Annotated in this window: 23 protein-coding genes; 8 read left to right on the top strand and 15 right to left on the bottom strand. The window is 68.9% G+C overall.

Annotated features, from left to right (window positions below; translation table 11 throughout):
- Positions 1-57: 57 nt before the first annotated feature.
- Positions 58-594, bottom strand: a complete 537-nt coding sequence (locus tag ACFPJ1_RS12240; protein ID WP_380103691.1) for a hypothetical protein — start codon at positions 592-594, stop codon at positions 58-60.
- Between the two features lie 109 nt (positions 595-703).
- Between ACFPJ1_RS12240 and ACFPJ1_RS12235 the strand changes: the two genes are divergently transcribed.
- The 3 genes from ACFPJ1_RS12235 to ACFPJ1_RS12225 all read left to right on the top strand — a co-directional run bounded on the left by ACFPJ1_RS12235 (position 704) and on the right by ACFPJ1_RS12225 (position 5760).
- Positions 704-1123, top strand: a complete 420-nt coding sequence (locus tag ACFPJ1_RS12235; protein ID WP_380103689.1) for an SgcJ/EcaC family oxidoreductase — start codon at positions 704-706, stop codon at positions 1121-1123.
- A gap of 400 nt (positions 1124-1523) precedes the next feature.
- Positions 1524-4370, top strand: a complete 2847-nt coding sequence (locus ACFPJ1_RS12230) for a DEAD/DEAH box helicase (protein WP_380103688.1) — start codon at positions 1524-1526, stop codon at positions 4368-4370.
- 121 nt (positions 4371-4491) lie between these two features.
- Entirely contained in the window at positions 4492-5760 is a 1269-nt protein-coding gene (locus ACFPJ1_RS12225; RefSeq protein WP_380103687.1) for a serine hydrolase domain-containing protein, read from the top strand.
- A 55-nt stretch (positions 5761-5815) separates the two neighbouring features.
- Here the strand turns inward: ACFPJ1_RS12225 and ACFPJ1_RS12220 are convergent, their stop codons facing one another.
- The gene (locus ACFPJ1_RS12220) at positions 5816-6280 is read right to left on the bottom strand and encodes a MarR family winged helix-turn-helix transcriptional regulator (protein ID WP_380103686.1); all 465 of its coding nucleotides are present in this window, start codon (positions 6278-6280) and stop codon (positions 5816-5818) included.
- A gap of 61 nt (positions 6281-6341) precedes the next feature.
- Here ACFPJ1_RS12220 and ACFPJ1_RS12215 point away from each other — a divergent pair, with 61 nt between their 5' ends.
- A complete protein-coding gene (locus tag ACFPJ1_RS12215; RefSeq protein ID WP_380103684.1) occupies positions 6342-6713 on the top strand; it encodes a cupin domain-containing protein in 372 nt (123 codons plus the stop codon).
- A gap of 40 nt (positions 6714-6753) precedes the next feature.
- Here the strand turns inward: ACFPJ1_RS12215 and ACFPJ1_RS12210 are convergent, their stop codons facing one another.
- The gene (locus tag ACFPJ1_RS12210) at positions 6754-8058 is read right to left on the bottom strand and encodes a glycoside hydrolase domain-containing protein (RefSeq protein WP_380103683.1); all 1305 of its coding nucleotides are present in this window, start codon (positions 8056-8058) and stop codon (positions 6754-6756) included.
- Between the two features lie 156 nt (positions 8059-8214).
- Here ACFPJ1_RS12210 and ACFPJ1_RS12205 point away from each other — a divergent pair, with 156 nt between their 5' ends.
- Positions 8215-8691 carry a GyrI-like domain-containing protein gene (locus ACFPJ1_RS12205; RefSeq protein ID WP_380103682.1) on the top strand — a complete coding sequence of 159 codons (477 nt, stop codon included), beginning with the start codon at positions 8215-8217 and terminating at the stop codon, positions 8689-8691.
- Positions 8692-8744: 53 nt separating this feature from the next.
- On the opposite strand, the gene ACFPJ1_RS12200 is transcribed toward ACFPJ1_RS12205, so the two are convergent.
- Positions 8745-9806, bottom strand: a complete 1062-nt coding sequence (locus ACFPJ1_RS12200; RefSeq protein ID WP_380103681.1) for an FAD-dependent oxidoreductase — start codon at positions 9804-9806, stop codon at positions 8745-8747.
- A 54-nt stretch (positions 9807-9860) separates the two neighbouring features.
- On the opposite strand from ACFPJ1_RS12200, the gene ACFPJ1_RS12195 reads away from it, so the two are divergent.
- Positions 9861-10754: a LysR family transcriptional regulator gene (locus tag ACFPJ1_RS12195; protein ID WP_380103680.1), complete on the top strand. Its 894-nt coding sequence runs from the start codon at positions 9861-9863 to the stop codon at positions 10752-10754.
- 4 nt (positions 10755-10758) lie between these two features.
- On the opposite strand, the gene ACFPJ1_RS12190 is transcribed toward ACFPJ1_RS12195, so the two are convergent.
- Positions 10759-10983: a Rossmann-fold NAD(P)-binding domain-containing protein gene (locus tag ACFPJ1_RS12190; RefSeq protein ID WP_380103679.1), complete on the bottom strand. Its 225-nt coding sequence runs from the start codon at positions 10981-10983 to the stop codon at positions 10759-10761.
- A gap of 90 nt (positions 10984-11073) precedes the next feature.
- Here ACFPJ1_RS12190 and ACFPJ1_RS12185 point away from each other — a divergent pair, with 90 nt between their 5' ends.
- Positions 11074-11319, top strand: a complete 246-nt coding sequence (locus ACFPJ1_RS12185; protein WP_380103758.1) for a substrate-binding domain-containing protein — start codon at positions 11074-11076, stop codon at positions 11317-11319.
- 9 nt (positions 11320-11328) lie between these two features.
- Here ACFPJ1_RS12185 and ACFPJ1_RS12180 read toward each other — a convergent pair whose 3' ends face one another.
- The 10 genes from ACFPJ1_RS12180 to ACFPJ1_RS12135 all read right to left on the bottom strand — a co-directional run bounded on the left by ACFPJ1_RS12180 (position 11329) and on the right by ACFPJ1_RS12135 (position 20733).
- Positions 11329-11997 carry an ABC transporter permease gene (locus tag ACFPJ1_RS12180; protein WP_380103678.1) on the bottom strand — a complete coding sequence of 223 codons (669 nt, stop codon included), beginning with the start codon at positions 11995-11997 and terminating at the stop codon, positions 11329-11331.
- A gap of 43 nt (positions 11998-12040) precedes the next feature.
- Positions 12041-12532, bottom strand: a complete 492-nt coding sequence (locus tag ACFPJ1_RS12175; protein ID WP_380103677.1) for a 2,4'-dihydroxyacetophenone dioxygenase family protein — start codon at positions 12530-12532, stop codon at positions 12041-12043.
- A gap of 12 nt (positions 12533-12544) precedes the next feature.
- Positions 12545-13246: an SDR family NAD(P)-dependent oxidoreductase gene (locus tag ACFPJ1_RS12170; protein ID WP_380103676.1), complete on the bottom strand. Its 702-nt coding sequence runs from the start codon at positions 13244-13246 to the stop codon at positions 12545-12547.
- Between the two features lie 100 nt (positions 13247-13346).
- Entirely contained in the window at positions 13347-14108 is a 762-nt protein-coding gene (locus ACFPJ1_RS12165) for a hypothetical protein (RefSeq protein ID WP_380103675.1), read from the bottom strand.
- A gap of 82 nt (positions 14109-14190) precedes the next feature.
- Positions 14191-14880 (bottom strand): hypothetical protein, encoded by a 690-nt coding sequence (locus ACFPJ1_RS12160; RefSeq protein WP_380103674.1) that lies wholly within the window; start codon positions 14878-14880, stop codon positions 14191-14193.
- A gap of 94 nt (positions 14881-14974) precedes the next feature.
- Positions 14975-16480 carry a precorrin-2 C(20)-methyltransferase gene (locus tag ACFPJ1_RS12155; RefSeq protein WP_380103673.1) on the bottom strand — a complete coding sequence of 502 codons (1506 nt, stop codon included), beginning with the start codon at positions 16478-16480 and terminating at the stop codon, positions 14975-14977.
- Positions 16477-17112 (bottom strand): precorrin-8X methylmutase, encoded by a 636-nt coding sequence (locus ACFPJ1_RS12150; protein WP_380103672.1) that lies wholly within the window; start codon positions 17110-17112, stop codon positions 16477-16479. Before ACFPJ1_RS12150 ends, ACFPJ1_RS12155 begins: the two co-directional genes overlap by 4 nt.
- Entirely contained in the window at positions 17109-18326 is a 1218-nt protein-coding gene (gene cobG / locus ACFPJ1_RS12145; protein ID WP_380103671.1) for a precorrin-3B synthase, read from the bottom strand. Before cobG ends, ACFPJ1_RS12150 begins: the two co-directional genes overlap by 4 nt.
- Before the next feature lie 59 nt (positions 18327-18385).
- On the bottom strand, positions 18386-19537 hold the full coding sequence (locus ACFPJ1_RS12140; protein ID WP_380103670.1) for a N(5)-(carboxyethyl)ornithine synthase: 1152 nt from the start codon (positions 19535-19537) through the stop codon (positions 18386-18388).
- Between the two features lie 14 nt (positions 19538-19551).
- A complete protein-coding gene (locus tag ACFPJ1_RS12135) occupies positions 19552-20733 on the bottom strand; it encodes an MFS transporter (protein ID WP_380103669.1) in 1182 nt (393 codons plus the stop codon).
- A gap of 138 nt (positions 20734-20871) precedes the next feature.
- Here ACFPJ1_RS12135 and ACFPJ1_RS12130 point away from each other — a divergent pair, with 138 nt between their 5' ends.
- Positions 20872-21372 carry a DinB family protein gene (locus tag ACFPJ1_RS12130; RefSeq protein WP_380103668.1) on the top strand — a complete coding sequence of 167 codons (501 nt, stop codon included), beginning with the start codon at positions 20872-20874 and terminating at the stop codon, positions 21370-21372.
- The last annotated feature ends 348 nt before the right edge of the window (positions 21373-21720 follow it).

Raw genomic sequence — 21720 nt, 5'->3', positions numbered from 1 at the left:
GATTTGCGTGGGCGGCAACCGTTTGCCCGCAACGCTGATCCACGACTGGGTGCCTACTCACCACGGAACTCCGCCGTGCACGTTTGGTGCATGGGATAGCAGTTCGATCCGGTGACGGATCCGTCGAGGCCGATACCACTGGCTGAACAGAGCGAAGCCGAACACTGCGACCGGGAGTAGGTACCACGGCGAGGCGGTCACGCTGCCGACCACGCTCCAGATCAACGCGAGCGCCACTAAGACAGTGGCCATGCCCGGTCGACGGAAGCGAGCCAGGTCCTGAGTTGCAATCCGGAGCGCGGCCGCGCGGACTTCTGGACCCTCAGGTACCAGCCCGCGGGCCGACGCGCGATACGCGGCCGTCGCCTTGACGGCTAGGAGGTCCCCGCCAGCCGCCTGCGTCTCGCCTTGCTGCTTGAAAGCCCAGATCCCCATGGCGAGGCCGTAAAACACGCCCATGAAGAGCCCACCCACAACGGCCGAAGTCCAACTCTCCCCATCGGTCTTGACGAAGGCCCCCATCACGATTCCGAAAGGCACTCCGTGGAACAGGACCAGGACCCACCGCGGGAGGTTCGACCAGTTCAGGCGCATGCGGACATCATCACCCGGAACCCACGAGCACAAGCCGACGGCGCGACACAGTCGTTCCGGTCACCAGCCGGCTTGAATTCAAGTCGGCTTGAGGTTGGAGGGTTGGGGCATGACTTCAACTGGTACTTCGACTGTGGGCCTCTCCGTTGAGGATGAAGGGGCGATCCGGGAACTGGTGGCGGAGGCTGATCGGGCGCAGAGTGATGCGGCGGTGTTGCCTGGGCTTCATCTGGAGCAGATGGCGATCGTGAACATCGCGGGGCGGCGGCTGCTCGGGCGGGACGTGTTCGCGGAGGCTATGAGTACTGCGCTTGCCTCGCCGCTCAAGGACGTTCAGACCAGCGTCGAGATCGTGGACATCCGGGCCGTGGCAACCGATGTCGCCTTGGTCAGTTGCGTCAAGACGGTCCACGACAACAGGCAGGGCTCGGAGGGCGCCTTGCCCTTGGCGGGAGCGTTGACCTACGTCGTGGTCAGGACCGGTGACGGCTGGCGGATCGGGTTGGCCCAGACCACGCCGATCCACTAGCAGCCCTCAGCTCACGCAGTACGTCGACGAGGCGAGCGGTGTACGGAATGACAGGAAGTCCTGCATTCTGTCTGCGCTTCGATCGCCTCGGTAGGCGTGGAGGTTGACGTTGCGAGCGGCCTCTTCCTGTCCTTCGGTACAGCCAGGCCGGATCAGCAGCTCGGGGTTGTCTTTGAGAGCGGGCCGGCCGCCTGACCACCTCGCGGGCAGCTTGGTAACCACCCAGCAGCCCGTCCGGTGACCCACGTCACTCCACCGCGACCACCCGGCCGTCGCTGAGCGGCGACGGAGGAGCGGCGGCACCGGGAGCGGGTGGGAGTCGTGCGACTGAGGAGGTGCGTGGGGTGCCTCGAGGCAGGTGGGCGTGGGTCTGGGGGTGGCTTCGCATAGCCTGGGGCGTATGAGCACCCCGTCCGAGAAGTATGCCGTTTTCCGCTCGGACCAGGAGCATCCTGCGGTGAAGGAGTTCCGGGGGCTGTACGACTTCGAGCTGGACGAGTTCCAGTTGCGCGCTTGTGCGGCCCTGGAGGACGGTCACCAGGTGCTGGTGGCGGCGCCGACGGGGTCCGGGAAGACGCTGGTCGGGGAGTTCGCGGTGCACCTCGCGCTGCAGCGGGGGCAGAAGTGCTTCTACACCACCCCGATCAAGGCGCTGAGCAACCAGAAGTACGCCGATCTGGTCCGCCGCTACGGCAGCGACAACGTCGGGCTGCTGACCGGGGACAACTCGATCAACTCCGAGGCGCCCATCGTCGTGATGACGACCGAGGTACTGCGGAACATGCTGTACGCCGCGTCGCACACCCTGCTCGGGTTGTCGTACGTGGTGATGGACGAGGTGCACTACCTGGCCGACCGGGCCCGTGGGGCGGTCTGGGAAGAGGTGATCATCCACCTGCCGGACTCGGTGGCGGTGGTGTCGCTCTCGGCGACGGTGAGCAACGCCGAGGAGTTCGGCGACTGGCTGGAGACGGTCCGCGGGAACACCGTGGTCGTGCTGGAGGAGAAGCGGCCGGTGCCGCTGTTCCAGCACGTCATGGTCGGCAAGCGGCTGCACGACCTGTTCGCCGGCGAGGCCCCGACCGCCCGGACAGGCGCGCCCAGCCGCTCCGGCAACCCGGCGAAGTCCGGCAACCCGGCCAAGGCCGGAACCGGAGGCGGTAGCTCCGACATCAAGGATCTGGTCAACCCGCAGCTGGTCCGGATCGCCCGCGACGACAGCCGGATCTTCCGGGACGACTCGCGCAAGCCACGCCGCCGCCGGGACTTGCCCAAGAGCCGCCCGGCCCGGTCGCACTTCACGCCGTACCGGTCGGACGTGGTGGAGGAGCTGGACGCGGGCGCGCTGCTGCCGGCGATCTACTTCATCTTCTCCCGCAAGGGCTGCGAGGACGCGATGCTGCAGTGCCTGCGCTCAGGTCTGCGGCTGACCAAGCCGAGCGAGCGCGACGAGATCAAGCGGGTGCTCGCGGAGCGCACCTCGGACCTGCCGGACGAGGACCTCGGAGTACTGGGTTACCACGACTTCGCCGAGGCGCTCAGCCGTGGCATCGCGGCGCACCACGCGGGCATGCTCGCCGCGTTCAAGGAGGTCGTCGAGGAGCTGTTCGCGCGCGGCCTGATCAAGGTCGTCTTCGCCACCGAGACCCTTGCCCTCGGCATCAACATGCCGGCCCGCACGGTGGTGCTGGAGAAGCTGAGCAAGTGGAACGGCGAGGCGCACGTCGACATCACGCCGGGGGAGTACACCCAGCTGACCGGCCGGGCGGGCCGCCGCGGCATCGACGTCGAGGGTCACGCCGTGGTGCTCTGGCAGCCCGGGTTCGACCCGCGGGCGGTGGCCGGCCTGGCCTCGACCCGTACGTATCCGCTTCGCTCGTCGTTCTCCCCGTCGTACAACATGGCTGTGAACCTGGTCCGCCAGGTCGGGCGGAGCCGGGCGCGCGACATGCTGGAACTGTCGTTCGCGCAGTTCCAGTCCGACCAGGCGGTCGTCGGGCTGGCGCGGCAGGTGCAGCGCAACAACGAGGCGCTCGAGGGGTACAAGGAGTCCATCGACTGCCACCTCGGCGACTTCCTCGAGTACGCCGCCCTGCGCCGCCGGATCAGTGAGCGCGAATCGTCCGGGTCCAAGCGGCGCAAGCTGGATCGCCGCGTCGAGGCCCAGGAGTCCCTGGAGAAGCTACGAATCGGCGACATCATCCGGATCCCGGCGGGCCGTAGCGCAGGCTGGGCGCTGGTGCTCGACCCGGGGGTGCGGTCGGAGCGCGAGGGACCGCGGCCGACCGTGCTGACGCTGGACCGGCAGGTGCGCAAGCTGTCGATGATCGACTTCCCGACGCCGGTCGAGGCGATCGGCTCGCTCCGGGTGCCGAAGAAGTTCAACCCGCGCAACCCGCAGCAGCGCCGCGAGCTGGCCCATGTACTGCGGGGCCGCACCGACATGCTCGGCGAGGAAGGGCCGCCGTCCTCCCGCAGCCGCAACGGTGACGTGGTCACGCACGCGGACGACCCCGAGCTGCAGGAGATGCGGGCGGAACTGCGCGCGCACCCCTGCCACGGATGCTCGGACCGCGAGGACCACGCCCGCTGGGCCGAGCGGTACTTCCGGCTGGACCGGGAGAACCGCGAGGTACAGCGCAAGATCGAGCAGCGGACGAACACCATCGCCCGGCAGTTCGACCGAGTTTGCCAGGTGCTGGACGCGCTGCATTACCTCGACGGTGACAAGACCACCGAGGCCGGCGACCGGCTGTCGCGGATCTACACCGAGCTCGACCTGGTCGCGGCCGAATGCCTGCGGCAGGGCGTGTTCGACGACCTGGAGGTGCCGGACCTGGCCGCCTGCCTGGCGGCACTGGTCTACGAGTCACGCGCCAAGGACGAGCCGACGTCGCCGCGGCTGCCGCGGGGCGAAGTGCGGCACGCGATCGAGAAGATGGGCTCGATCTGGCGGGACCTGTCGGCGCTGGAACGCGACATGCGCGTCGACTTCCTCCGTCCGATGGATCTCGGCTTCAGCTGGGCCGCGTACCGCTGGGCGTCTGGGGCCTCGCTGGCCGAGGTGCTCTACGAGTCGGATCTCGCGGCCGGCGACTTCGTCCGCTGGGTCAAGCAGCTGATCGACCTCACCGAACAGGTCGCCGACGCCGCCGGCCCCACGCCGCTGCGCTCCACCGCCCGGGCCGTCACCGACCAGATCCGCCGCGGCGTGATCGCCTACGCCTCGGTCGTCGACGAGCCCTGAGCCGAATAGTCGACGAGCCGTCAGCCGAAGCGTCGACGAGCCCTGAGCTGAACCGGTCTAGCAGTAACGTTCCCCTTCGCGACGAACACCTGCCCCCTGCAGATCGAAGGAGTTCATGTCCGTGGAACTGACGCGCCGTAATTTGGGCAAGCTTGCCGTGGCGACCGGAGCGACCGCTGCCGTCGGTACCGGAGTCGGCACCGTGATGGGCCGGTCGGCCAGTGCTGAGGCCACCTGGCGCGCGACCGGGACCGCAGTACCGGCGTTGAGTGGTTTCGACAACCAGATGAAGGCCTTCATGCAGGCCCGGGGCATCTCGGCCGGGCAGCTCGCGGTCACCTACAAGGGCCGCCTGGTGCTTGCCCGCGGCTACAGTACGTCGACCGCGCTGACGGTTCAGCCGACCTCGCTGTTCCGCGTCGCGAGCCTGACGAAGTCGTTCACCGCGGCAGCGATCGTGAAGCTCGTGCAGGACGGCAAGCTGAGCCTGTCGACGCCGGTCGGCAACATCATCGACATCACGCCGGCGACCGGTCTGACCCGGGACTCGCGCTGGTCGACGATCACGCTGTGGAAGCTGCTGCAGCACCTCGGCGGCTGGGATCGCGATGTCTCCGGTGACCCGCTCGCTAAGGACGCCGTGATCTCCCGGACTCTCGGCGTACCGATGGAGCTGCAGCACGCCGACGTGATCAAGTACATGGCCGGACAGAAGCTGGACTTCAACCCGGGCACCAAGGTTGCGTACTCGAACTTCGGCTACCTGCTGGCCGGCCGCGTGATCGAGAAGGTCAGCGGCCTGAGCTATGCGACGTATGTGCAGCAGAAGCTGCTCACTCCCTTGAAGATCAAGCGGATGGCGCAGGGCTACACCATCGCGAAGCACACCGGCGAGACGTCGTACGAGTCGCAGTACACCGCGCGGACCGTGCTGGACATGTCCGGAAAGACCGTCGCCGCGCCGTACGGCTCGTTCAGCATGCGGCTCCACGACGCGAACGGCGGCTGGATCGCCAGCGCTCCGGACCTGGTCCGCTGGGCGAAGATGTTCGACGCGCCGTCGAGCGTGCTGAACAGCACCTCGCTGAGCCGCTTCTGGTCGAAGCCCTCGACCGGCGTGAACCCCGACGGCTGGTACTACGGCCTCGGCTGGCAGGTGCGTCCCGTCACGGGCGGCACCGGCCGCAACACCTGGCACACCGGCAGCCTGCCGGGGACCTTCACCATCGTGGTCCGGACCTACAACGGGATGAGCTGGGCCGCCCTGTTCAACCGCCGCGACGACGCCAGCGGTAAGTCGTACGGCGACATCGACGCCGCCCTCTGGACCGCGGCCAACAGTGTGAAGACCTGGCCCACGAACGACTTCTTCCCGACGTACTTCGCCTGATCCCTTGCGTCCGAAGAACTGTGGTCTATAACCCACAGTTCTTCGGACGCAAGCGTTAGAACATCAACGCCCGGAAGTGCGGCGTACTGATCTGAGCCTCGCCGGCCATCTCGGTCAGTACGCCGCGCACGGTGTCGATCGCGTCGTCGCCGAACCGCCTGCGGAGCTTGCGTTCGTAGGCCTGGTGGAACTTCCGGGCCGTCTGCAGTGCGGCATCACCCCTCGCGGTGAGGTGCAGTAGGCGGGCCCGAGCGTCGGAGGGGTCGGAACGGCGTTCGACGTACCCGCGGCGTTCCATGTCGTCGGCGATCTGGCTCGCACCCTGCTTGGTGATCTCCAGCCGCTCAGCCAATCCGCCGATCGTGGTCGGCCCGGCGCCCAGCGTGCGCAGGACGAATCCGTCCGACCGGCCTTGGTCGTCGTAACCCTGCTCGGCCGTCGCCGCGCGCAGTGAGCGGACGAACTCCTGGTCCGCCAGCAGTAACAAGATCCCGAAATCCGGCTTGCCCGATCGCGTCATGCAGGCCATGATAGTCAAGCTGACTTGGTCAAGTCAGCTGGACTATCTACCAGGGAGAGACATGCAGGTCATTCGCGCGATCGAGGCGCCGCGGTTCCAGCTGCACGGCGTCGAGTTCACCGGCCTGGCGGCGCCGAGTCGTGGATCCGCCGGGCTGTGCACGTGGAAGCTCACGGTCGATCCCGGGCACGGCGGCGGTGAGCCGCACACGCTCGACCGGGACGAGGTGTTCATGGTGCTCACCGGCAAGGTCCAGGTCACCCCGGACGGCGACAAGCTCGGTCCCGGCGACGCGGTCGTCGTACCAGCGGGCGAGCCGATCTCGCTCACCAACCTGGGCGAGGGCAAGGCCGAGCTGCACGTCGCCATCACCGCCGGCTTCACCGGCACCATGGCCGACGGCACCCAGATCCAGCCGCCCTGGGCCCAGTAGCAGCCACCAGCACCCCAGGAGATCAGCAGCACCCAGGAGATCAGCAGCGGCGGATGGGAGCGCTGTAGGTCGTGTTGCTCGGGTTGGCCACGTAGTAGTCGGTGACCCAACTGCCGTCCGTCAGCCGGTCCCACACCGCCGTAGTACCGACCTTGCCCCCGGCTCGCTGGCAAGTGACCCACGCCAGCGAGCCGATCGGCAGCAACCCTGGGTACCTCTCGTACGTTGTACTCGGCCCCTTCCGGCGGGCAAGGTTGTCGATGGTGATCTGGTACGGGTAGCTGCAGCCGGGGATCGGCGCGCTGTAGCCGGTGTTGGACGGAGTCCGGACGTAGTAGTCCGCGATGTACGTGCCGTTGGTCAGCTTGTCCCAGGCGATGCTTGTGCCGACCTTCGTGCCGTAGGTCTGGCAGACCACCCGTACGCCGGAGTTGGCCGGCAGCGTCGCCGTCGCCGGGTAGTTGGTCCCGGGCCCGGTCCGCGAGAACAGGGCGACCCGGATCGTGTAGGTGTACGAGACCGAGGCGACCGGCGCGTCGAACCGATCGTTGTCGATGTTCAGGGTGACACCGCCGTACGTCTCCAGGTGGTCACCGCGATATTGCTTGGCCCGCTGGCCGATCAGCCAGTAGCGGTTGGAGATCAGCGGCCAGTTGGTCAGGGTGGTCACTGCGGAGTTCAGGTCCCAGCGGGCGATCCACACCGCGTCGGGCCGGGCATAGGCGGTCGAGTTGTACACCTGGGCGAGATGCCGCGCGCCCGAATCCTGGTGCGCGTAGACGGCCGACACATACCCCTGCCGGTGCATCTCCTTCGTCCAGGAGGACAAGTACCGCAGTACGGTCGCCCGGCAGGTCGTGTCGGTCGCGTTGTAGTGCTCCATGTCGCCGTAGATCGCGCTACCGGGCAGGATGCCGAGGGCCCTGGCCTTGGCGATCGCGTCGGCGGCCTGGCTCGTCCCCTGCGTGGCGGCGGACGGCACCGTCATCTTCACCGCGTTCGGACGGAAGGTGCACGGTGCCTGGTAGCCCATGTAGATCGGGACCAGCCGCCAGCCCAGCTTGGTCACGCTGCTGACCCAACTGGCCGTCAGTTGCGGTTGCGCGCAGCCGCGGTTGACCCCGCCGATGTAGATCCCGATCGCCCGGTACGGCGAGGCCTTCCACGCCGTCATCTGCGCGACGGTCGGCGCAGTACAGGTGTCGAACGCCAAGCCGATGTACCGCGTCGCCGTGGCGCTGACGGGATAGGCGATCGAGGTCGCGGGCTCGGCCGCGGCAGGTAGTGCCGGACCCAGCAACAGCCCGGCCGTCAGCACTACGAAAGCAACTCTGATCCGCCTCATGGCGACCATCCCCCCGAAACCCCAATTGCAGTACACGCCTCAAATCACCGGACGGCAATGGGCAGTTTTCCGGGCCGGGTGAAGGCCCGCCTCTCCCGTGCTGAGTCCACCTCGGGCAGGATGGTTTTGGCATCCCCACAGATCAGGAGAGATCGCATGGAGCCCACCATCGTCGAGCGCGAGGACCAGCCGTACGTCGCGCTGCGCGGCAAGGTCGCGATGAACGAGATCGGCAAGTTCGCGAACCGCACGCCCGAGCTGTTCAGTTGGCTCGCCGCGCGCACGATCGACCCGATCGGCGACGTGTTCTTCAAGTACGACGTCGTCGACATGGAGAACGGACTCGTGATCGAGATCGGCGTCCCGGTCGAGGAGCGGCACCACGGCGAGGGAGAGATCGTCGCCGGTGTCCTGCCCGGCGGCCGCTACGCCAGCGTCACGCACTTCGGCCACCCCGACAAGCTGTACGACGCGACCCGCGACCTGCTCGCCTGGGCGGACGAGCAGGGCCTGCAGTGGGACGTCGACGGTGACAAGTGGGGCAGCCGGCTGGAGGTCTACAAGTCCGACCCGGTCGAGCAGCCCGACATGGACACCTGGGAGACAGAACTCCTGTTCCGCCTCCGCGGCTGAGCTGGGGCTCGCCGTCCCCGCAACCCGGCCGCGCCACGGCCGCGGTCGCGGGGCTAGGCGGCGACGGGTTGTAGCAGGTCTCGCAGCTCGCGGGCGGCGGTGAAGCCGGCTCGGTTGCCGCCGATGGTGCTGGCCGACGGGCCGTACCCGATCAGGTGGACGCGCGGCTCCAGCACGGTGTGCGTTCCGTCCATCCGGATCCCACCCGAGGGCTCGCGCAGGTGCAGCGGAGCGAGATGCCCGAGGTCGGCGCGGAAGCCCGTCGCCCACAGGATCGTGTCGACGCGTTCCTTCCGCCCGTCGGCCCACTCGACACCGGTCGGCGTGATCCGCTCGAACATCGGGTGCCTGGTGTATACGCCTCGACGCAGTGCCGCCTGCTCCTGCTCGCGCAACTGCAGCCCGGTCACGGCGACGACGCTCTTCGGCGGCAAGCCGGCGCGGACCCGTTCCTCGACCTTGGCGATGATCTGCCGCCCGATTTCCGGACCGAACTCCTCGCCTGTGCGCCATTCAGGCGGCCGGCGCGTGACCCACGTAGTACTGGCGACTTCGGAGATCTCGGCCAGCAGTTGGACCGCCGATGCGCCTCCTCCAACGACGAGTACGTGCTGCCCGGCGAACTCTTCAGCGCCGTTGTAATCCGACGTATGTAGCTGCCGGCCTTGGAAGGTCTCGATGCCCGGATACCAGGGGATGAAGGGCCGGTTCCAGGTCCCGGTGGCGTTGACGATCGCCTCGGCGCGGTAGCTGTCGTGATCCGTCGTCACCTCGAACAGCCCGTCCGGGGTCTCGCGCACGCTCTGCACGACCACCGGCCGGACCACCGGCAGGTCGAAGCGAGCCTCGTAGTCGGCGAAGTACTGCGGGACGAACACGTTCGCCCGCTCGTCACCCGCACTCTCCGGTACGGCGACACCGGGCAGGTTCGCGATCCCGTGCACGTCGTGCATGGTGAGGGAGTCCCAGCGGTGCTGCCACGCTCCACCTGGAGCCGGGTTGCGGTCCAGCACCACGACCCCGTCGTACCGGCTGAACCCCATCCTGACCAGGTGATACGCGGCCGACAGCCCGGCCTGGCCGGCGCCGATCACCACCACCTGGGTCGTCTTCACACTGGTGACAACAGCCGGAGCGGGGGTGTCTCTTCCCGGCTAGCCTGATCAGCTATGGACCTGACCGCGGCGTACGGCTACCGCCTGGACTGGATCGTCAGCTTCGTGGCGGTCGCCCGGCACGGCGGATTCTCGGCCGCGGCCAAGGCGACCTTCCGCTCCCAGTCGCGGATCAGCGAGCACGTCGCCGAGCTCGAGAAGGCCCTCGGCGTCCAACTCTTCGACCGTACTGCGCACCCGGCCGCGCTGACCCCGGAAGGGCGGGCGTTGCTGCCGCACGCCGAGGAGATCCTCAACCGGCTCGGCGACCTCTCAGCGGCTCGGGGTCACGTCCGGTTCGGCGCCTATCCGAGCGCGGCCGCGTGGCTGTTTCCGCAGGTCGCGCAGCGCCTTCCGGCCGAGGTACAGCTGCATCTGGTCGAGGGGCCGAGCATCGACCTCGAAGGTGCCCTCGGGCGGGGTGAGGTCGACCTCGCGATCCGGCCGGTGCATCCGCTAGTGGCGTCGGAGTCCCTGGAGCATGAGATCCTCTGGACCGAGCCGCTGGTCGCGGTGTTCCAGGACGGCGATCCACTGGCTTCCGCGTCGTCGGTCAGCCTGGGGGAGTTGGCCGAGCTGCCGCTGATCTCGATCGGAGAGACGTCGGGTGCACGTCAATTCGAGTCGCACCTGGCCTTCGCGTCCGTAGGGCTCAGCCCGGAGAGTGTCTACCGCACCAATCAGCCCCAAACCCTGCTCTCGTTGGTCCGCCACGGCCTGGGCACCGGCGTCACCAACGCGCTCGCCGTCACCACCGCCAACCTCACCGGAGTACGGCTGGTCCCGATCAGCGACTCAGGAGTGGAGCGGCAGGTCGCCCTCTTCGTCCACCGCGACCGCCCCCGCACCCCGGCGCTGGACCAGGTCGTCGCGTCGGTCAGAGCCGTACCCCCGCCGACCTGGCCCTGACGGGTTAGTCGGGGAGCGTGGTCCCGGCGAGGGCGAGGCAGTGGGTGAGGAGTTTGGCCTGGAGGTCGGGGTCGTAGGCCTGCGGGTTGACCTCGATGGCCTTGCGGTGCTGGAAGAACTTGCCGGTGACGAGCGCGTCCGGGTCATCCGACACCGCCAGCCAGGCGGGAGTATCGGCGCCCTGGGCAACGGTCAGCGGGGCCGCGTAGCCGCTCATCTTCGTGCTCACCCAGCCGGGGTGGACCGCGTTCGACAGCACCTCCGGCCGGCGTTGTGCACGACGACCTCCGGCGCCCCGATCCGCAGCACTTGAGCCGCCCTGCTGGCCTCCGGAGCTCTGGTGGAGCTTCGCCGGGCCGGTCGCTGGGTCCCGGAGGAAGTGGCCGTCGGCGGGTTCGACGACTCCCGGATCGCCCGGGAGTCGAACCCGCCGCTGACCACCATCCGCCAGCCACTCGAGCTGGTCGCCCGCGAGATGGTGGAGGTGCTGCTCCGCCGGATCGAGGGTGACGACGAAGGCCCTCGCATCCTCCCGACGGAACTCGTCGTCCGTGCCTCCGCTTGACGCCCTCCGCTACTCGTAGCGAATGGCGTCGGCGGTCGCGATCCGGGTAGCCGATCGGGCGGGCAGGATGGTCGCGAGGATGACCATGAGTACGCCTCCCGCTGGGACCAGAACGAGCCACCACCAAGGTGCGATCACCCGGTCTTCGCTGCTTCCACCGGCGATTCCGTAGACGATGACATAGAGCGCGATGCCCACCGGAATCGACAGGATCCCGGCGACTGCCGCAAGGACGGCGTGGGCGCTGACCAGGCTCGAGGTGATCTGACCGGGGGTGAGGCCGACTGCCTTCAGCACTCCGTAGTCACGGATTCGCTCGCGGACCGAGACGAGGGCGACGGCGACGAGCGTCGTCGCGGTGATCAGCAGGAGCACGGCGTCGAGAGAGTAGACGAGTGCCGGTAGTTCCTTCGGGACGTCGCTCGCTTCGCCTGGCGGTCGGGCGTCAAGGCTGGCTTGCATCGACAACGCGAAGACGACGGCGGCGCCGGTGACCGCTATCGCGCCGGCCAGGCGGAAGGCTCGATGGCGCCTGGCGAGGAGGTCCTTGAGGCCGAGTGAGAGCGAACCGGCAGACTCGCGCGACCGATCAAGCGGGCGAGGCGAGACCGCCCGGCCGGTGTGGGGGCACCAGCCCGGATCGCTTGCAGGGCGCTGAAGCGTGTGCTGCGCCGTCAAGCCAATGCGCTGAGCGGACGTGGGGGCTCAAAGGACGTGGGCCTCAGCGGATGAACTGGTCGACGTAGTCGGCGCCGAGACCGTTCGCCGCGTAGTGGTCGCGGCAGAGCTGGATCTTGGTGAAGGTGTCCTCGTAGCCGATCTGGTTGCCGTCGTCGTCGACGTAGATCATCGCGCCGGAGATGTTGAAGAAGGTGATCATCTCGGTGGTGTTCTCGGGCACGCGCAGGGTGTGGATCTCACCGGGCGGCTCGTAGACGAACGACCCGGTCTCCGCGACCCAGTCGTGCTCGTCGTACTGCCAGCGGCCCTTGATCACGTAGCCGAACACCGCGCTCGGGTGCCGGTGCCGGGACACGATCCCGGCCCGGGTCACCTTGAGCAGGTTGCACCACTGCCCGGTGATCGTGTTCAGCATCAGCGGCCGGAACCACACGTCCGGCGCCTGCGGCACCCACAACCGGTCGTCGTCCGGCACGGCCTGGACGGCGATCTCCGCCGGTACGCCGGCCGCGATCGGGATCTGGCTACTCATCCGGTTCTCCTCCTAGTTGCTCTGGTATCCACCGTCGACGGGCAGCACCGCGCCCGTGATGAAGGTGGCGTCGGGTCCGGTCAGGAACGCGATCGCGCCGGCGACTTCCGCGGCGCGGCCCCAGCGCGCCATCGGAGTACGGGAGAGGATCCGGTCGGCGGCGGCCGGGTCGGCCTGCAGCGCCGCCGTCAGGTCGGTGGCGATCCAGCCGGGTGCGACGGCGTTCACCCGGATCCCCTCGACGGCCCACGCAACCGCGAGGGACTTGGTCAGCTGCACGATCCCGCCCTTGCTCGCGCTGTACCCCGGCACCAGCGGGCCGCCGAAATAGCTCAGCATCGACGCCACGTTGACGATGCAGCCCTTGCTCTCGGCAAGGAGCTCGTGCGCGGCGGCAGCGGCTCGCATCGCGCCGGTGAGGTTGATCGCGACCACCTCGGCGAAGACCTCCGGCCGGTGCTCTTCGCCCCGGCGGATGATGCCGGCCGCGTTCACCAGTACGTCGAGCCGCGAGCGTGAGGTGATCAGCTCTTCCAGCGCGCCCGGTGTGCGGAGGTCGAGCTCGTGGAGTTCCACCGCCTGCTGGAGCTCGGGTGACGCCGCGGCCGTGTTCAGCCCGGCCGCGATGACGGTGGCGCCGTCGGCAGCCAGCCGGAGCGCGGTGGCCGCGCCGATACCACTGGTACCTCCGACGACGAGCGCAGTACGGGACATGCCGATCAGCCTGGCGGTTGCTGGTGGCGGCGACAAGAAACACCCGGAAGCCGGATCGTTGCGATCCGACTTCCGGGTGCTTGAGGCTGTCTGACCTTGCCTACGCCGGTGAGTCCAAGCTGTTGTCGATGCGGCGGTGGTACCGCTGGCCGGCCTTGCCGCCGATCACTGCCGCGAGCAGCGTGACGACCAGCACCGCGGCCGCGGCGATCACACCGCCCGCGGTGAGCGTGTCGTCCGCGATCGGCACCGTCGGCACGTCCACCCGGTCGAGCACGTTGTACTGCGAACCGGCGAGCGCGCCGATCCCGGCGACCACCAGCGTCACGATCAGGCCGATCGCCCAGACGCCGAGCCCCTGCCGCGCGCCGTCGAACCGCGCGAGCCGGCCGGCGACGTACCCGCCGCTGTAGTAGGCGATCGCCAGCATCACCACAAGCACGGTGCCGGACACGATGCCGATGGTGCCCGCGTTCTCCTCGGCCATCGACCGGTCGAGGGTGATCGCGTAGTCGACCGCGGCCGCGAGAGCGCCGATGACGCCGGTCAGCAGGACGGTCAAACCGACCGCGATCAGCCAGCCGAAGAACGCCGAACCGGACTTGAAGCCGCGGTAGGCCGGGTCGACCTCGGCGGCCGTCGACGTCTTCACGTTCGCCCGGTGCGTGGCGGTCTTGTCCACGACCACCGGCTGCTCCGTGGTCGAATCCACCGTGGGCCGCGTGAGTGTGGATCCACCGGTCCTGGTCAGGCCGGTCGCCTTGGGATCCACCGTCGGCCGCTTGGCCGGCGGATCCTCGCTGAACTGCCTGGGGTGGTTGAACTGCTGCGTGTCAGGGTCGTCCCGATATTGCTGAACCATGTCGCCGTCTCCTCATATCGACAGCCCCGTCTGCAATACCCGTACCCCACCCCTCGAATCCGTAAGCAGAGGGTCCCCGCGCTCAGTCGAGCATGTCGTCGATCTTGTCGTGGTACCGCTGGCCCGTCTTGCCGCCGAGCAGCGCGGCGAGGAGCGGGACGAACACCAGTGCGGCCACGGTGAAGAGTCCCCCGGTCAGCAGCATGTCGTTGGACAGCGGCACGTCCGGGCGGTCCACCCGGCCGACCAGGTCGTACTGGTTGTTCCAGTAGGCGCCGACGCCCGCCGCGACGGCCAGCAGCAGCAAGGTGATCATCCAGACGCCGAACCCCTGCCGGGCTCCGTCGAACCGCGCGAGCCGGCCGGCGACGTACCCGCCGATGTAGAAGGCCAGGGTCAAGGTCAGCACGAGCACGGCAGCGGCGGTGACGGCCACCGTACCGGCCTGTTGCTTCGCGTCCGCACGGGTGTAGTCGAGCACGTAACCGGCGCCGTAGCTTGCGCCTGCGATGACAGCGGTCAGCAGCACGGCCATCGACACCGTGATCAGCCAGCCGAATAATGCCGCTCCGAACTTGAAGCCTGTGTACGCCGGCCGCTCGACGTCCGCCGGTATCCTGGCCGCAGGTTGGTCTGGGACCTGGGTCGCAGTCGTCATGGCCCGACGGGCCGCCGCCCGTGCTTCCTCGTAGCGCTTGGTAGTCGTCGTATCGGTCCCCGGGTCCATCCCGGGCTCGGTCAAGGTACCGGTGTTGCCATAGCTCTGAGCCACTGCAGTTTCTCCTCACGTCCGCCCTGCGGCGGGTCCCTACCCCTCGACCCGCGTCCTCATGCAAGGTCTCGGCAGAATTAACGGTCCCCTGAGATCACGCCCCGGACGGGTAGCGGCGAGGGGTGAAGACCAGGCGGCCGGCCTCGCGGTCGACCGTACGCGTCTGCGACGAGCCGATCAGCAGCAGGCACCGCATGTCCACCTGGTCGGGGTTCAGGTCGGCGAGGGTGGTGACGGTGATCGATTCCGCCGTGCCGCCGACGTCGCGGCCGATCACCACCGGGGTCTCGGGCGAACGGTGCTCGAGCAGCAGGTCGCGGGTGGCGCCGACCTGCCAGGTGCGGGACTTCGAGGCCGGGTTGTAGATCGCGATCGCCAGGTCGGCGGCGGCTGCGGCGCTCAGCCGGGCAGCGATCACCTCCCACGGCTTCAGCCGGTCGGACAGGGACAGGACGCAGTAGTCGTGCCCGAGCGGCGCTCCGACCCGGCTGGCGACGGCCTGGGCCGCGGTCATCCCGGGCAGCACGTGCACCGCGATGTCGGCGTACTCCGGCTCCGAGGCGACCTCGGTGACCGCGCTCGCCATCGCGAAGACGCCCGGATCGCCGGAGGACACGACGACGACCCGGGACCCCTTGCGGGCGAGGTCGAGGGCGAAGGCGGCCCGCTCGGACTCGACCCGGTTGTCCGAACCGTGCTTGCGCTGGCGAGCACGGTCGGGTAGCCGGTCGACGTACGGGCCGTAGCCGATCAGGTCGTCGGCGGTGGCGATCGCGGACCGGACCTCCGGCGTCATCCACTCCGGCCCGGCCGGCCCGAGCCCGACGACGGTCACCGATCCCTTGTGGCTGAGAGCAACCTGTTCGGTGGTGGGTGACGTGGTGTTCAGCGGGCTGGGGAGCAGGGCGAGGGAGAAGTAGGGGACCGAGTCGGGGTCGACGTCGGCGAGTGGCGCGGTCCGCTGGGCGTCGGTGGTCGCGCGCTCGACGTACCAGGCCTCGTCCAGGCGGCCGGCCAGCTCGAAGGCCTCTCGGACGTTGCCGAAGGTCCGGCCGAGCTTCATCACCGCGGCGGCGTCAGTGTTCCGGAGCCGCTCGGCCAGTACTTCGGGCGGCAGCGTGCCGGGCAGCACGGTGAGAATCTCGTCGCGCTCACACAGCGGCCGACCCAGTACTGCGGCCGCCGCGCTGACCGAGGTCACTCCCGGTACGACCTCGCACTCGTACCGATCGGCGAGCCGCTTGTGCATGTGCATGTAGGAGCCGTAGAACAGCGGATCGCCCTCAGCCAGTACGACGACCTCACGCCCGGCGTCCAGGTGTGCGGCCAGCCGCTCGGCGCACTCGGCGTAGAAGTCGTCCATCGCGCCCTGGTAGCCACCGGGGTGATCGGTGGTCTCGACGGTCAGTGGGTAGACCAGGTGTTCCTCGAGCTGCCCGTCCCGCAGGTACGGCGCGGCCACCGAGCGGGCGATGCTGCGTCCGTGCCGCGCGCTGTGGAACGCGATCACGTCGGCTGCGCCGATCAGCCGGGCAGCCTTCACCGTCACCAGTTCCGGGTCACCCGGGCCGAGCCCCACACCCCACAGCCGTCCGGTCATTCTTCCTCGCTCGCGATCGCGTTGACGGCGGCAGCGGTGATCGCGCTCCCGCCCCGGCGGCCCCGAACCACGAGGTACTCGAGGCCCAGGTCGTTGGCGGCCAAAGCTTCCTTGGACTCCGCGGCGCCGATGAACCCGACCGGGATCCCCAGTACCGCGGCCGGCCGTGGCGCGCCGTTGCCGACCAGTTCGAGCAGCCGGAAGAGCGCGGTCGGCGCGTTGCCGATGGCGACCACCGAGCCCTCCAGTCGATCCAGCCAGAGGTCGAGTGCGGCGGCGCTCCTCGTCGTACCGAGCGACGCCGCCAGACCGGGGACGGACGGATCGCTCAGGGTGCAGATGACCTCGTTGTCCGCGGGGAGCCGGCGTCGGGTGACCCCGGCGGCGACCATCGCGGCGTCGCAGAGGATCGGCGCGCCCGAGCGCAGCGCGGCCCGCGCCGAGGAGACCACCTCGCTGGACCACGCCAGGTCCGCGACGAGATCGGTCATCCCGCAGGCATGGATCATCCGGACCGCGACCTGCGCCACGTCCGCGGGGAGTTCGCCGAGTGCAGCCTCCGCACGAATCGTCGCGAACGACTGACGGTAGATCTCGGCCCCGTCCGTCACGTACTCGTACTTGCTGCTCACGACCTCGCCTTTCGGACTGCGGTTCGTACTGGGGACAGAGAACTCGCCAGGTCATCCGCCGGGATCCCGTCGATCGAATAGCCGCCACCGGCCAGCGCCAGGACCTCGACGTGATCACCGGTCGGGCGTCCGCAGCGTCGTTCACACCCGGACCAGTGCACCGCTGGATGGCCCGGCGCCATCGTGGGTGTCATCCGCCACGCCTCAGCCCGCACGTCTGCCAACGCCTTCGCGCACCCGGGTCGGCCGGCACACGCGGTGACCCCGTTCCAGGGCGACTCCGACTCGACCACCAGCCCGACGGCCTGCAGCCGTCCGACGGCATCCTCTACGTCAGCCAAGCCGGCGACGACGACAGACCGCCAGGGGGTCACCCGGATTTGCCCGACACCCTGCGCGGCGACGAACGCCAGCGCCGACGCCTGCTCTTGCCGCAGGCTCCCGAGCGGCACGGTCGCCACCACGGCCCACTGCCCATCAGGCTGCTGGTAGTGCCCGGCCACTAGCGGAGCTGGACTCCGCAGTTCGCCGGTTGACTCCTGCACGTCCAGGCGCTTCAGAACCCGAGCCGGGCCGTCTTGCAGCTCGGCCAGACGCCAGGCCTCCGACCGCTGCTCGGCACGCTCCACCAGGAACGCCTCGGCAGCCGCGACCATTACGGCGGGCATCTCCGCCAATGTCGTCTGCGCGCACACGACCCCGCCCAGTGCCAGGAGCGCCTGCCCGCCGGGCACTACCCGTACGGCGACATCGGCCCGGGCTGAGGCGAGGTCGCCGCGGCCGTCGTCCAGCGCGAAGAGGAAGCGGCCTGGTAGCTCGGCGAGACCCGGGCGGTCGCAGAGGAGGCGATCCAGCTCAGCCGCCGCGGGCAGTACGTCGTACAGGCTGTGCTGGTCGAGGCCGGAGAGCGGCGACGCGAGGATGTTGCGGATGCGCTCGTGGGTGATCGAGGGGAGCAGGCCGACGGCGTACAGCTGGTCCGAGAGGGCTCGCGGGGCGCCGGGGCGGAGCGCACGGATCTGGAGGTTCGCCCGGGAGGTCAGCTCGAGGTTGCCATCACCCAGCTCAGCGGAGGCCGCGGCGAGGACTTCCAGCTGCCCGATGCTCAGGAGTCCGCCCGGTAGCCGGACGCGTGCCAACCCGCCGTCAGCCGCCTGGTGAACCGCGAGAACACCAGGGCAGCGGTCGGTGGAGAGCCTTTCGACAGGTGGCACGGCCGTGATGCTACTTGCCGGCCTCCCACTGTGTTCTCGCTCACGCAAGCTCAGCGGGGTCAGAGATGCCGGTGGGGGTAGGCGGGGGAGCGGTGCTGGAAGGAGAGGATGCCGGGGTTGCGGATGGTGCCGGCCTCGATCTCGATCGCGCGGCTGAGCGTCTCGTCGGCGTGCCAGGCGGCGGAGCCTTCGAGCACCGGGCGGAGGAAGGGCAGCACGGCCTCGCTGATCTCCCAGGTCGCCGAGTTCCACAGGTACGACGGGCTGTGGTCGACGCCGTAATACGTGATGTGGTCGCCGACGATGAACGTCGGGTCGGCGAAGCCGGTCGGCCGGGCCCAGCTGAACCCCATGCCCAGGTCGCAGGAGACGTCGATGATCAGGCTGCCCGGCGCGAACTGCGCGAGGTCCTCCTCGATCAGGAACGTCAGCGGGGCGTCCGGATCCTGCAGCACGCAGTTCACGATCACGTCGTGCTCGGCCAGGAACCCGGCCAGCGGCACCCTGCCGTCGTCGGTCAGCGCGTGACTGCGGCGCGGATCGTCGTCCTCGGGGTCGTCGTGGTCGAACTGGATGATCCGGGCCGAGTGGATCGGCGAACCGACCGCGGTCACGCCCCGCCCGGTCAGTACGTCGACGTCGTGCACGCCATGCGCGTTCAACGCGGTGACGGCTCCACGCGCGGTCGCGCCGAACCCGATCACCACCGCACGCAGCCGGCGTCCGTAATCGCCGGTCGAGCCGATCAGCTCGAGGGCGTGAAGTACGGAGCAGTACCCGGCGAGCTCGTTGTTCTTGTGGAACACGTGCAGGTTGAATCGGCCGTCGGGTGTCCAGTGGTTCATCGCCTCGAACGCGATCAGCGTGAGGCTGCGGTCGATCGCGAGCTGGGTGACCTTCTCGTCCTGGACGCAGTGCGGCCAGCCCCAGAGCACCTGCCCGGTGCGGAGCTCGGCGAGATCCTCGTGCTGCGGCTTGGGCAGCAGCACGACATCGGCCCGGGCGATCAACTCGTCCCGCCCGACGACCCCGGCGACGGACTTGGCCAACTGCTCGTCGGAGATCCCGAACTGCTCGCCGTACCCGGCCTCGAGGAAGATGCGCTGCCGCAGATCCTCATCGATCCGGTCGAAATGGTGCGGATGGATCGGCAGCCGATGCTCGTTCTCTTTGCGGGAACGGCCGACGACGCCGAGAGTTAACTGGTCCACGAGGGCCCCTTTGGTTACTGCCTGTTTAGCACAGCCCTGCTGTAATCCGCTCCCACGATGATCACGATTGTGGACGCGAGCACTCCGCCACAGACCATCGCTGTGGACACCGACGTGGCGTCGACGAGCACCCCGCCGAGCAGTGCGCCGGTGGACAGCGTCGCCTGGAACGACGAGGTGAAGAGCACCGTCGCCGCCTCCCGCGACCCCGGCGCCGCCTGGGCGAACCAGGTCATCGAGCACACCGGGACCGCGCCGTACGCAATGCCCCAGACGATCAGCAGCAGGACCGCACCGGCCGTCGTCCGCCCGAGTACCGGCAGCAGCAAAGTGGCCGCCGCCAGGAGACCCGCGCTGGTGGCGAACGTGGCCCGCAGATGCCGGGCGGCCGTCGTACCGGCGACGAGGTTGCCGACCAGACCGGCCACGCCGTACACGAGCAGTAGCGTGCTGATCTGGGCCGCGCCGACCCCGGTGACGTCGCGGAGGAATGGGGTCACATAGGTGTAGGTGCCGAAGTGAGCCGTGACGATCAGGCAGGTCACCAGCAACGCGATCCGCGTCTGCCGCCGCCCGAGCGCTTCCCGCAGTACTGCCAAACGCGTCACCTGCAACGGCGGCAGAGACGGCACCTGCGCGAGCAGTGCGACCAGTACTGCGAGCGACAACACCCCCAGTACTACGAACGGCACCCGCCAGCCGGCGTGCTCCCCGAGGAAGGTTCCGCCCGGTACGCCGAGCACTGAGCCGAGGGGGACCGCGGAGAAGATGACGGCGGTTGCGCGAGCCACCCACCGGTCCGGGACCAACCGCGCGGCCAGTCCGGCGCCGATCGACCAGAATCCGCCGATCGTCAGGCCCACCATCGCCCGCGCGACGAGTTGGAGCCAGTAGGCCGAGGCGGCCGCCGTGAGGAAGTCGGCCGCCGCCAGCACCACCATCAGCGCCACCAGCATCAGCCGCCGATCAAGTCGCGCCGTCCACACCGTGACCAGCGGCGCAGCCACCGCCGCCACCAGCCCGGGCACTGTCATCAACCACCCGGCCCGCCCGGCCGAAACCCCGAAGCTGTTCCCCATCGGCGTCAGCAACCCGACCGGCAGGATCTCGGCCGTGACGATCAGGAAGATCCCCGCCGTCACCGCCACCACCCCGCCCCACCGAACGAGAGGCCGTACCGTTTCCGTGAGCACCATGCGGACCACTCCACCGCCCGCAGCCAGTGCACACTCGCGGAAATACGCCACCTGGCTTCCCGTCGAGCACAACGTCGCATTTCCGCCACCCTGGCGGGGTGGAGGGCGATGTCGGTGGAGTGGTGCAGGATCCGGGATATGGCGCCGCGTGATCGTTCCTGGCCGGATCCGCTGTCGACGTTGGCGGAGTCGGTGGTGGGATTTCTTCAGTTCGTGCATACGACGGCGGTGAACAAGGTGGACGGGCTGGACGAGGTACAGGCCCGGGCGACACCGCTGGAGTCCTCGCCGGTGATGAGTCCGCTCGGGCTGATCAAACACCTGACCGCGGTGCAGCGGCAGCACCTCCAGCGAACCGTCGGCGGCCAGGACCTGCCGTCACTGTGGCGCTCGGACGACCACGACTACGAGTTCCGGATCGGGCCGCACGAGACGATCGCCTCGGTCATCGCGGCGTACGACGAGGAGTGGTCGCGGTCCCAGCAGACTCTGCGCGACGCCGATTGGAGCGCCGTCGTCCAGAGCTACCGCCCGGTCCGGGTGGAACGGCTCCTCACCGACGTCCTGCAGGAATCAGCCCGCCATCTCGGCCACCTGGACATCGTCCGCGAACTGATCGACGGCACCAAGGGCGAGTAGCAGCCGGGCAACTTCGAGGGGTTACCCACTCGCGTTGTGGGTTACCCGCCGAACCTCCAAGGGGCCAACCCCCAACAACAGCAGGTACCCCCGCACCGAACCGCCACCCTCGCACCGCTGGCCGCCCGCAGCAGGGAGGCGCGGGGAAGAGAGAACGACCAACCGGGGTATTGGGCAGACCACAGCCCGGGCGCCGCCCGGCGTACCGAAGGACAGGAAGTAGTCGCCGCACGGACCACCGCGGCGTACCGCCCGCGCCTGCAAGTCGGCGATTGATGCCGTACTGCCTAATGGGTGTTATCGGGTCGGTCGCTGGCAGACTCGGTGCCTGTAGCCGCTGGTAAGTGA

Source organism: Kribbella qitaiheensis (genome assembly GCF_042657745.1).
In the GTDB taxonomy this organism is placed as follows: domain Bacteria; phylum Actinomycetota; class Actinomycetes; order Propionibacteriales; family Kribbellaceae; genus Kribbella; species Kribbella qitaiheensis.
The sequence above is the reverse complement of the archived record's forward strand: the minus strand, read 5'-3'. Positions and strand labels throughout refer to the sequence as shown.

Bases quoted from the DNA above. Each gene is read 5' to 3' on its own strand.
- ACFPJ1_RS12195 (WP_380103680.1), top strand. From the start codon at position 9,861: ATGGACCTGACCGCGGCGTACGGCTACCGCCTGGACTGGATCGTCAGC.
- ACFPJ1_RS12135 (WP_380103669.1), bottom strand. From the start codon at position 20,733: ATGGTGCTCACGGAAACGGTACGGCCTCTCGTTCGGTGGGGCGGGGTG.
- ACFPJ1_RS12215 (WP_380103684.1), top strand. From the start codon at position 6,342: ATGCAGGTCATTCGCGCGATCGAGGCGCCGCGGTTCCAGCTGCACGGC.
- ACFPJ1_RS12220 (WP_380103686.1), bottom strand. From the start codon at position 6,280: ATGACGCGATCGGGCAAGCCGGATTTCGGGATCTTGTTACTGCTGGCG.
- ACFPJ1_RS12170 (WP_380103676.1), bottom strand. From the start codon at position 13,246: ATGTCCCGTACTGCGCTCGTCGTCGGAGGTACCAGTGGTATCGGCGCG.
- ACFPJ1_RS12210 (WP_380103683.1), bottom strand. From the start codon at position 8,058: ATGAGGCGGATCAGAGTTGCTTTCGTAGTGCTGACGGCCGGGCTGTTG.
- ACFPJ1_RS12240 (WP_380103691.1), bottom strand. From the start codon at position 594: ATGCGCCTGAACTGGTCGAACCTCCCGCGGTGGGTCCTGGTCCTGTTC.
- ACFPJ1_RS12130 (WP_380103668.1), top strand. From the start codon at position 20,872: ATGGCGCCGCGTGATCGTTCCTGGCCGGATCCGCTGTCGACGTTGGCG.
- ACFPJ1_RS12155 (WP_380103673.1), bottom strand. From the start codon at position 16,480: ATGACCGGACGGCTGTGGGGTGTGGGGCTCGGCCCGGGTGACCCGGAA.
- ACFPJ1_RS12205 (WP_380103682.1), top strand. From the start codon at position 8,215: ATGGAGCCCACCATCGTCGAGCGCGAGGACCAGCCGTACGTCGCGCTG.
- ACFPJ1_RS12230 (WP_380103688.1), top strand. From the start codon at position 1,524: ATGAGCACCCCGTCCGAGAAGTATGCCGTTTTCCGCTCGGACCAGGAG.
- ACFPJ1_RS12165 (WP_380103675.1), bottom strand. From the start codon at position 14,108: ATGGTTCAGCAATATCGGGACGACCCTGACACGCAGCAGTTCAACCAC.
- ACFPJ1_RS12175 (WP_380103677.1), bottom strand. From the start codon at position 12,532: ATGAGTAGCCAGATCCCGATCGCGGCCGGCGTACCGGCGGAGATCGCC.
- ACFPJ1_RS12235 (WP_380103689.1), top strand. From the start codon at position 704: ATGACTTCAACTGGTACTTCGACTGTGGGCCTCTCCGTTGAGGATGAA.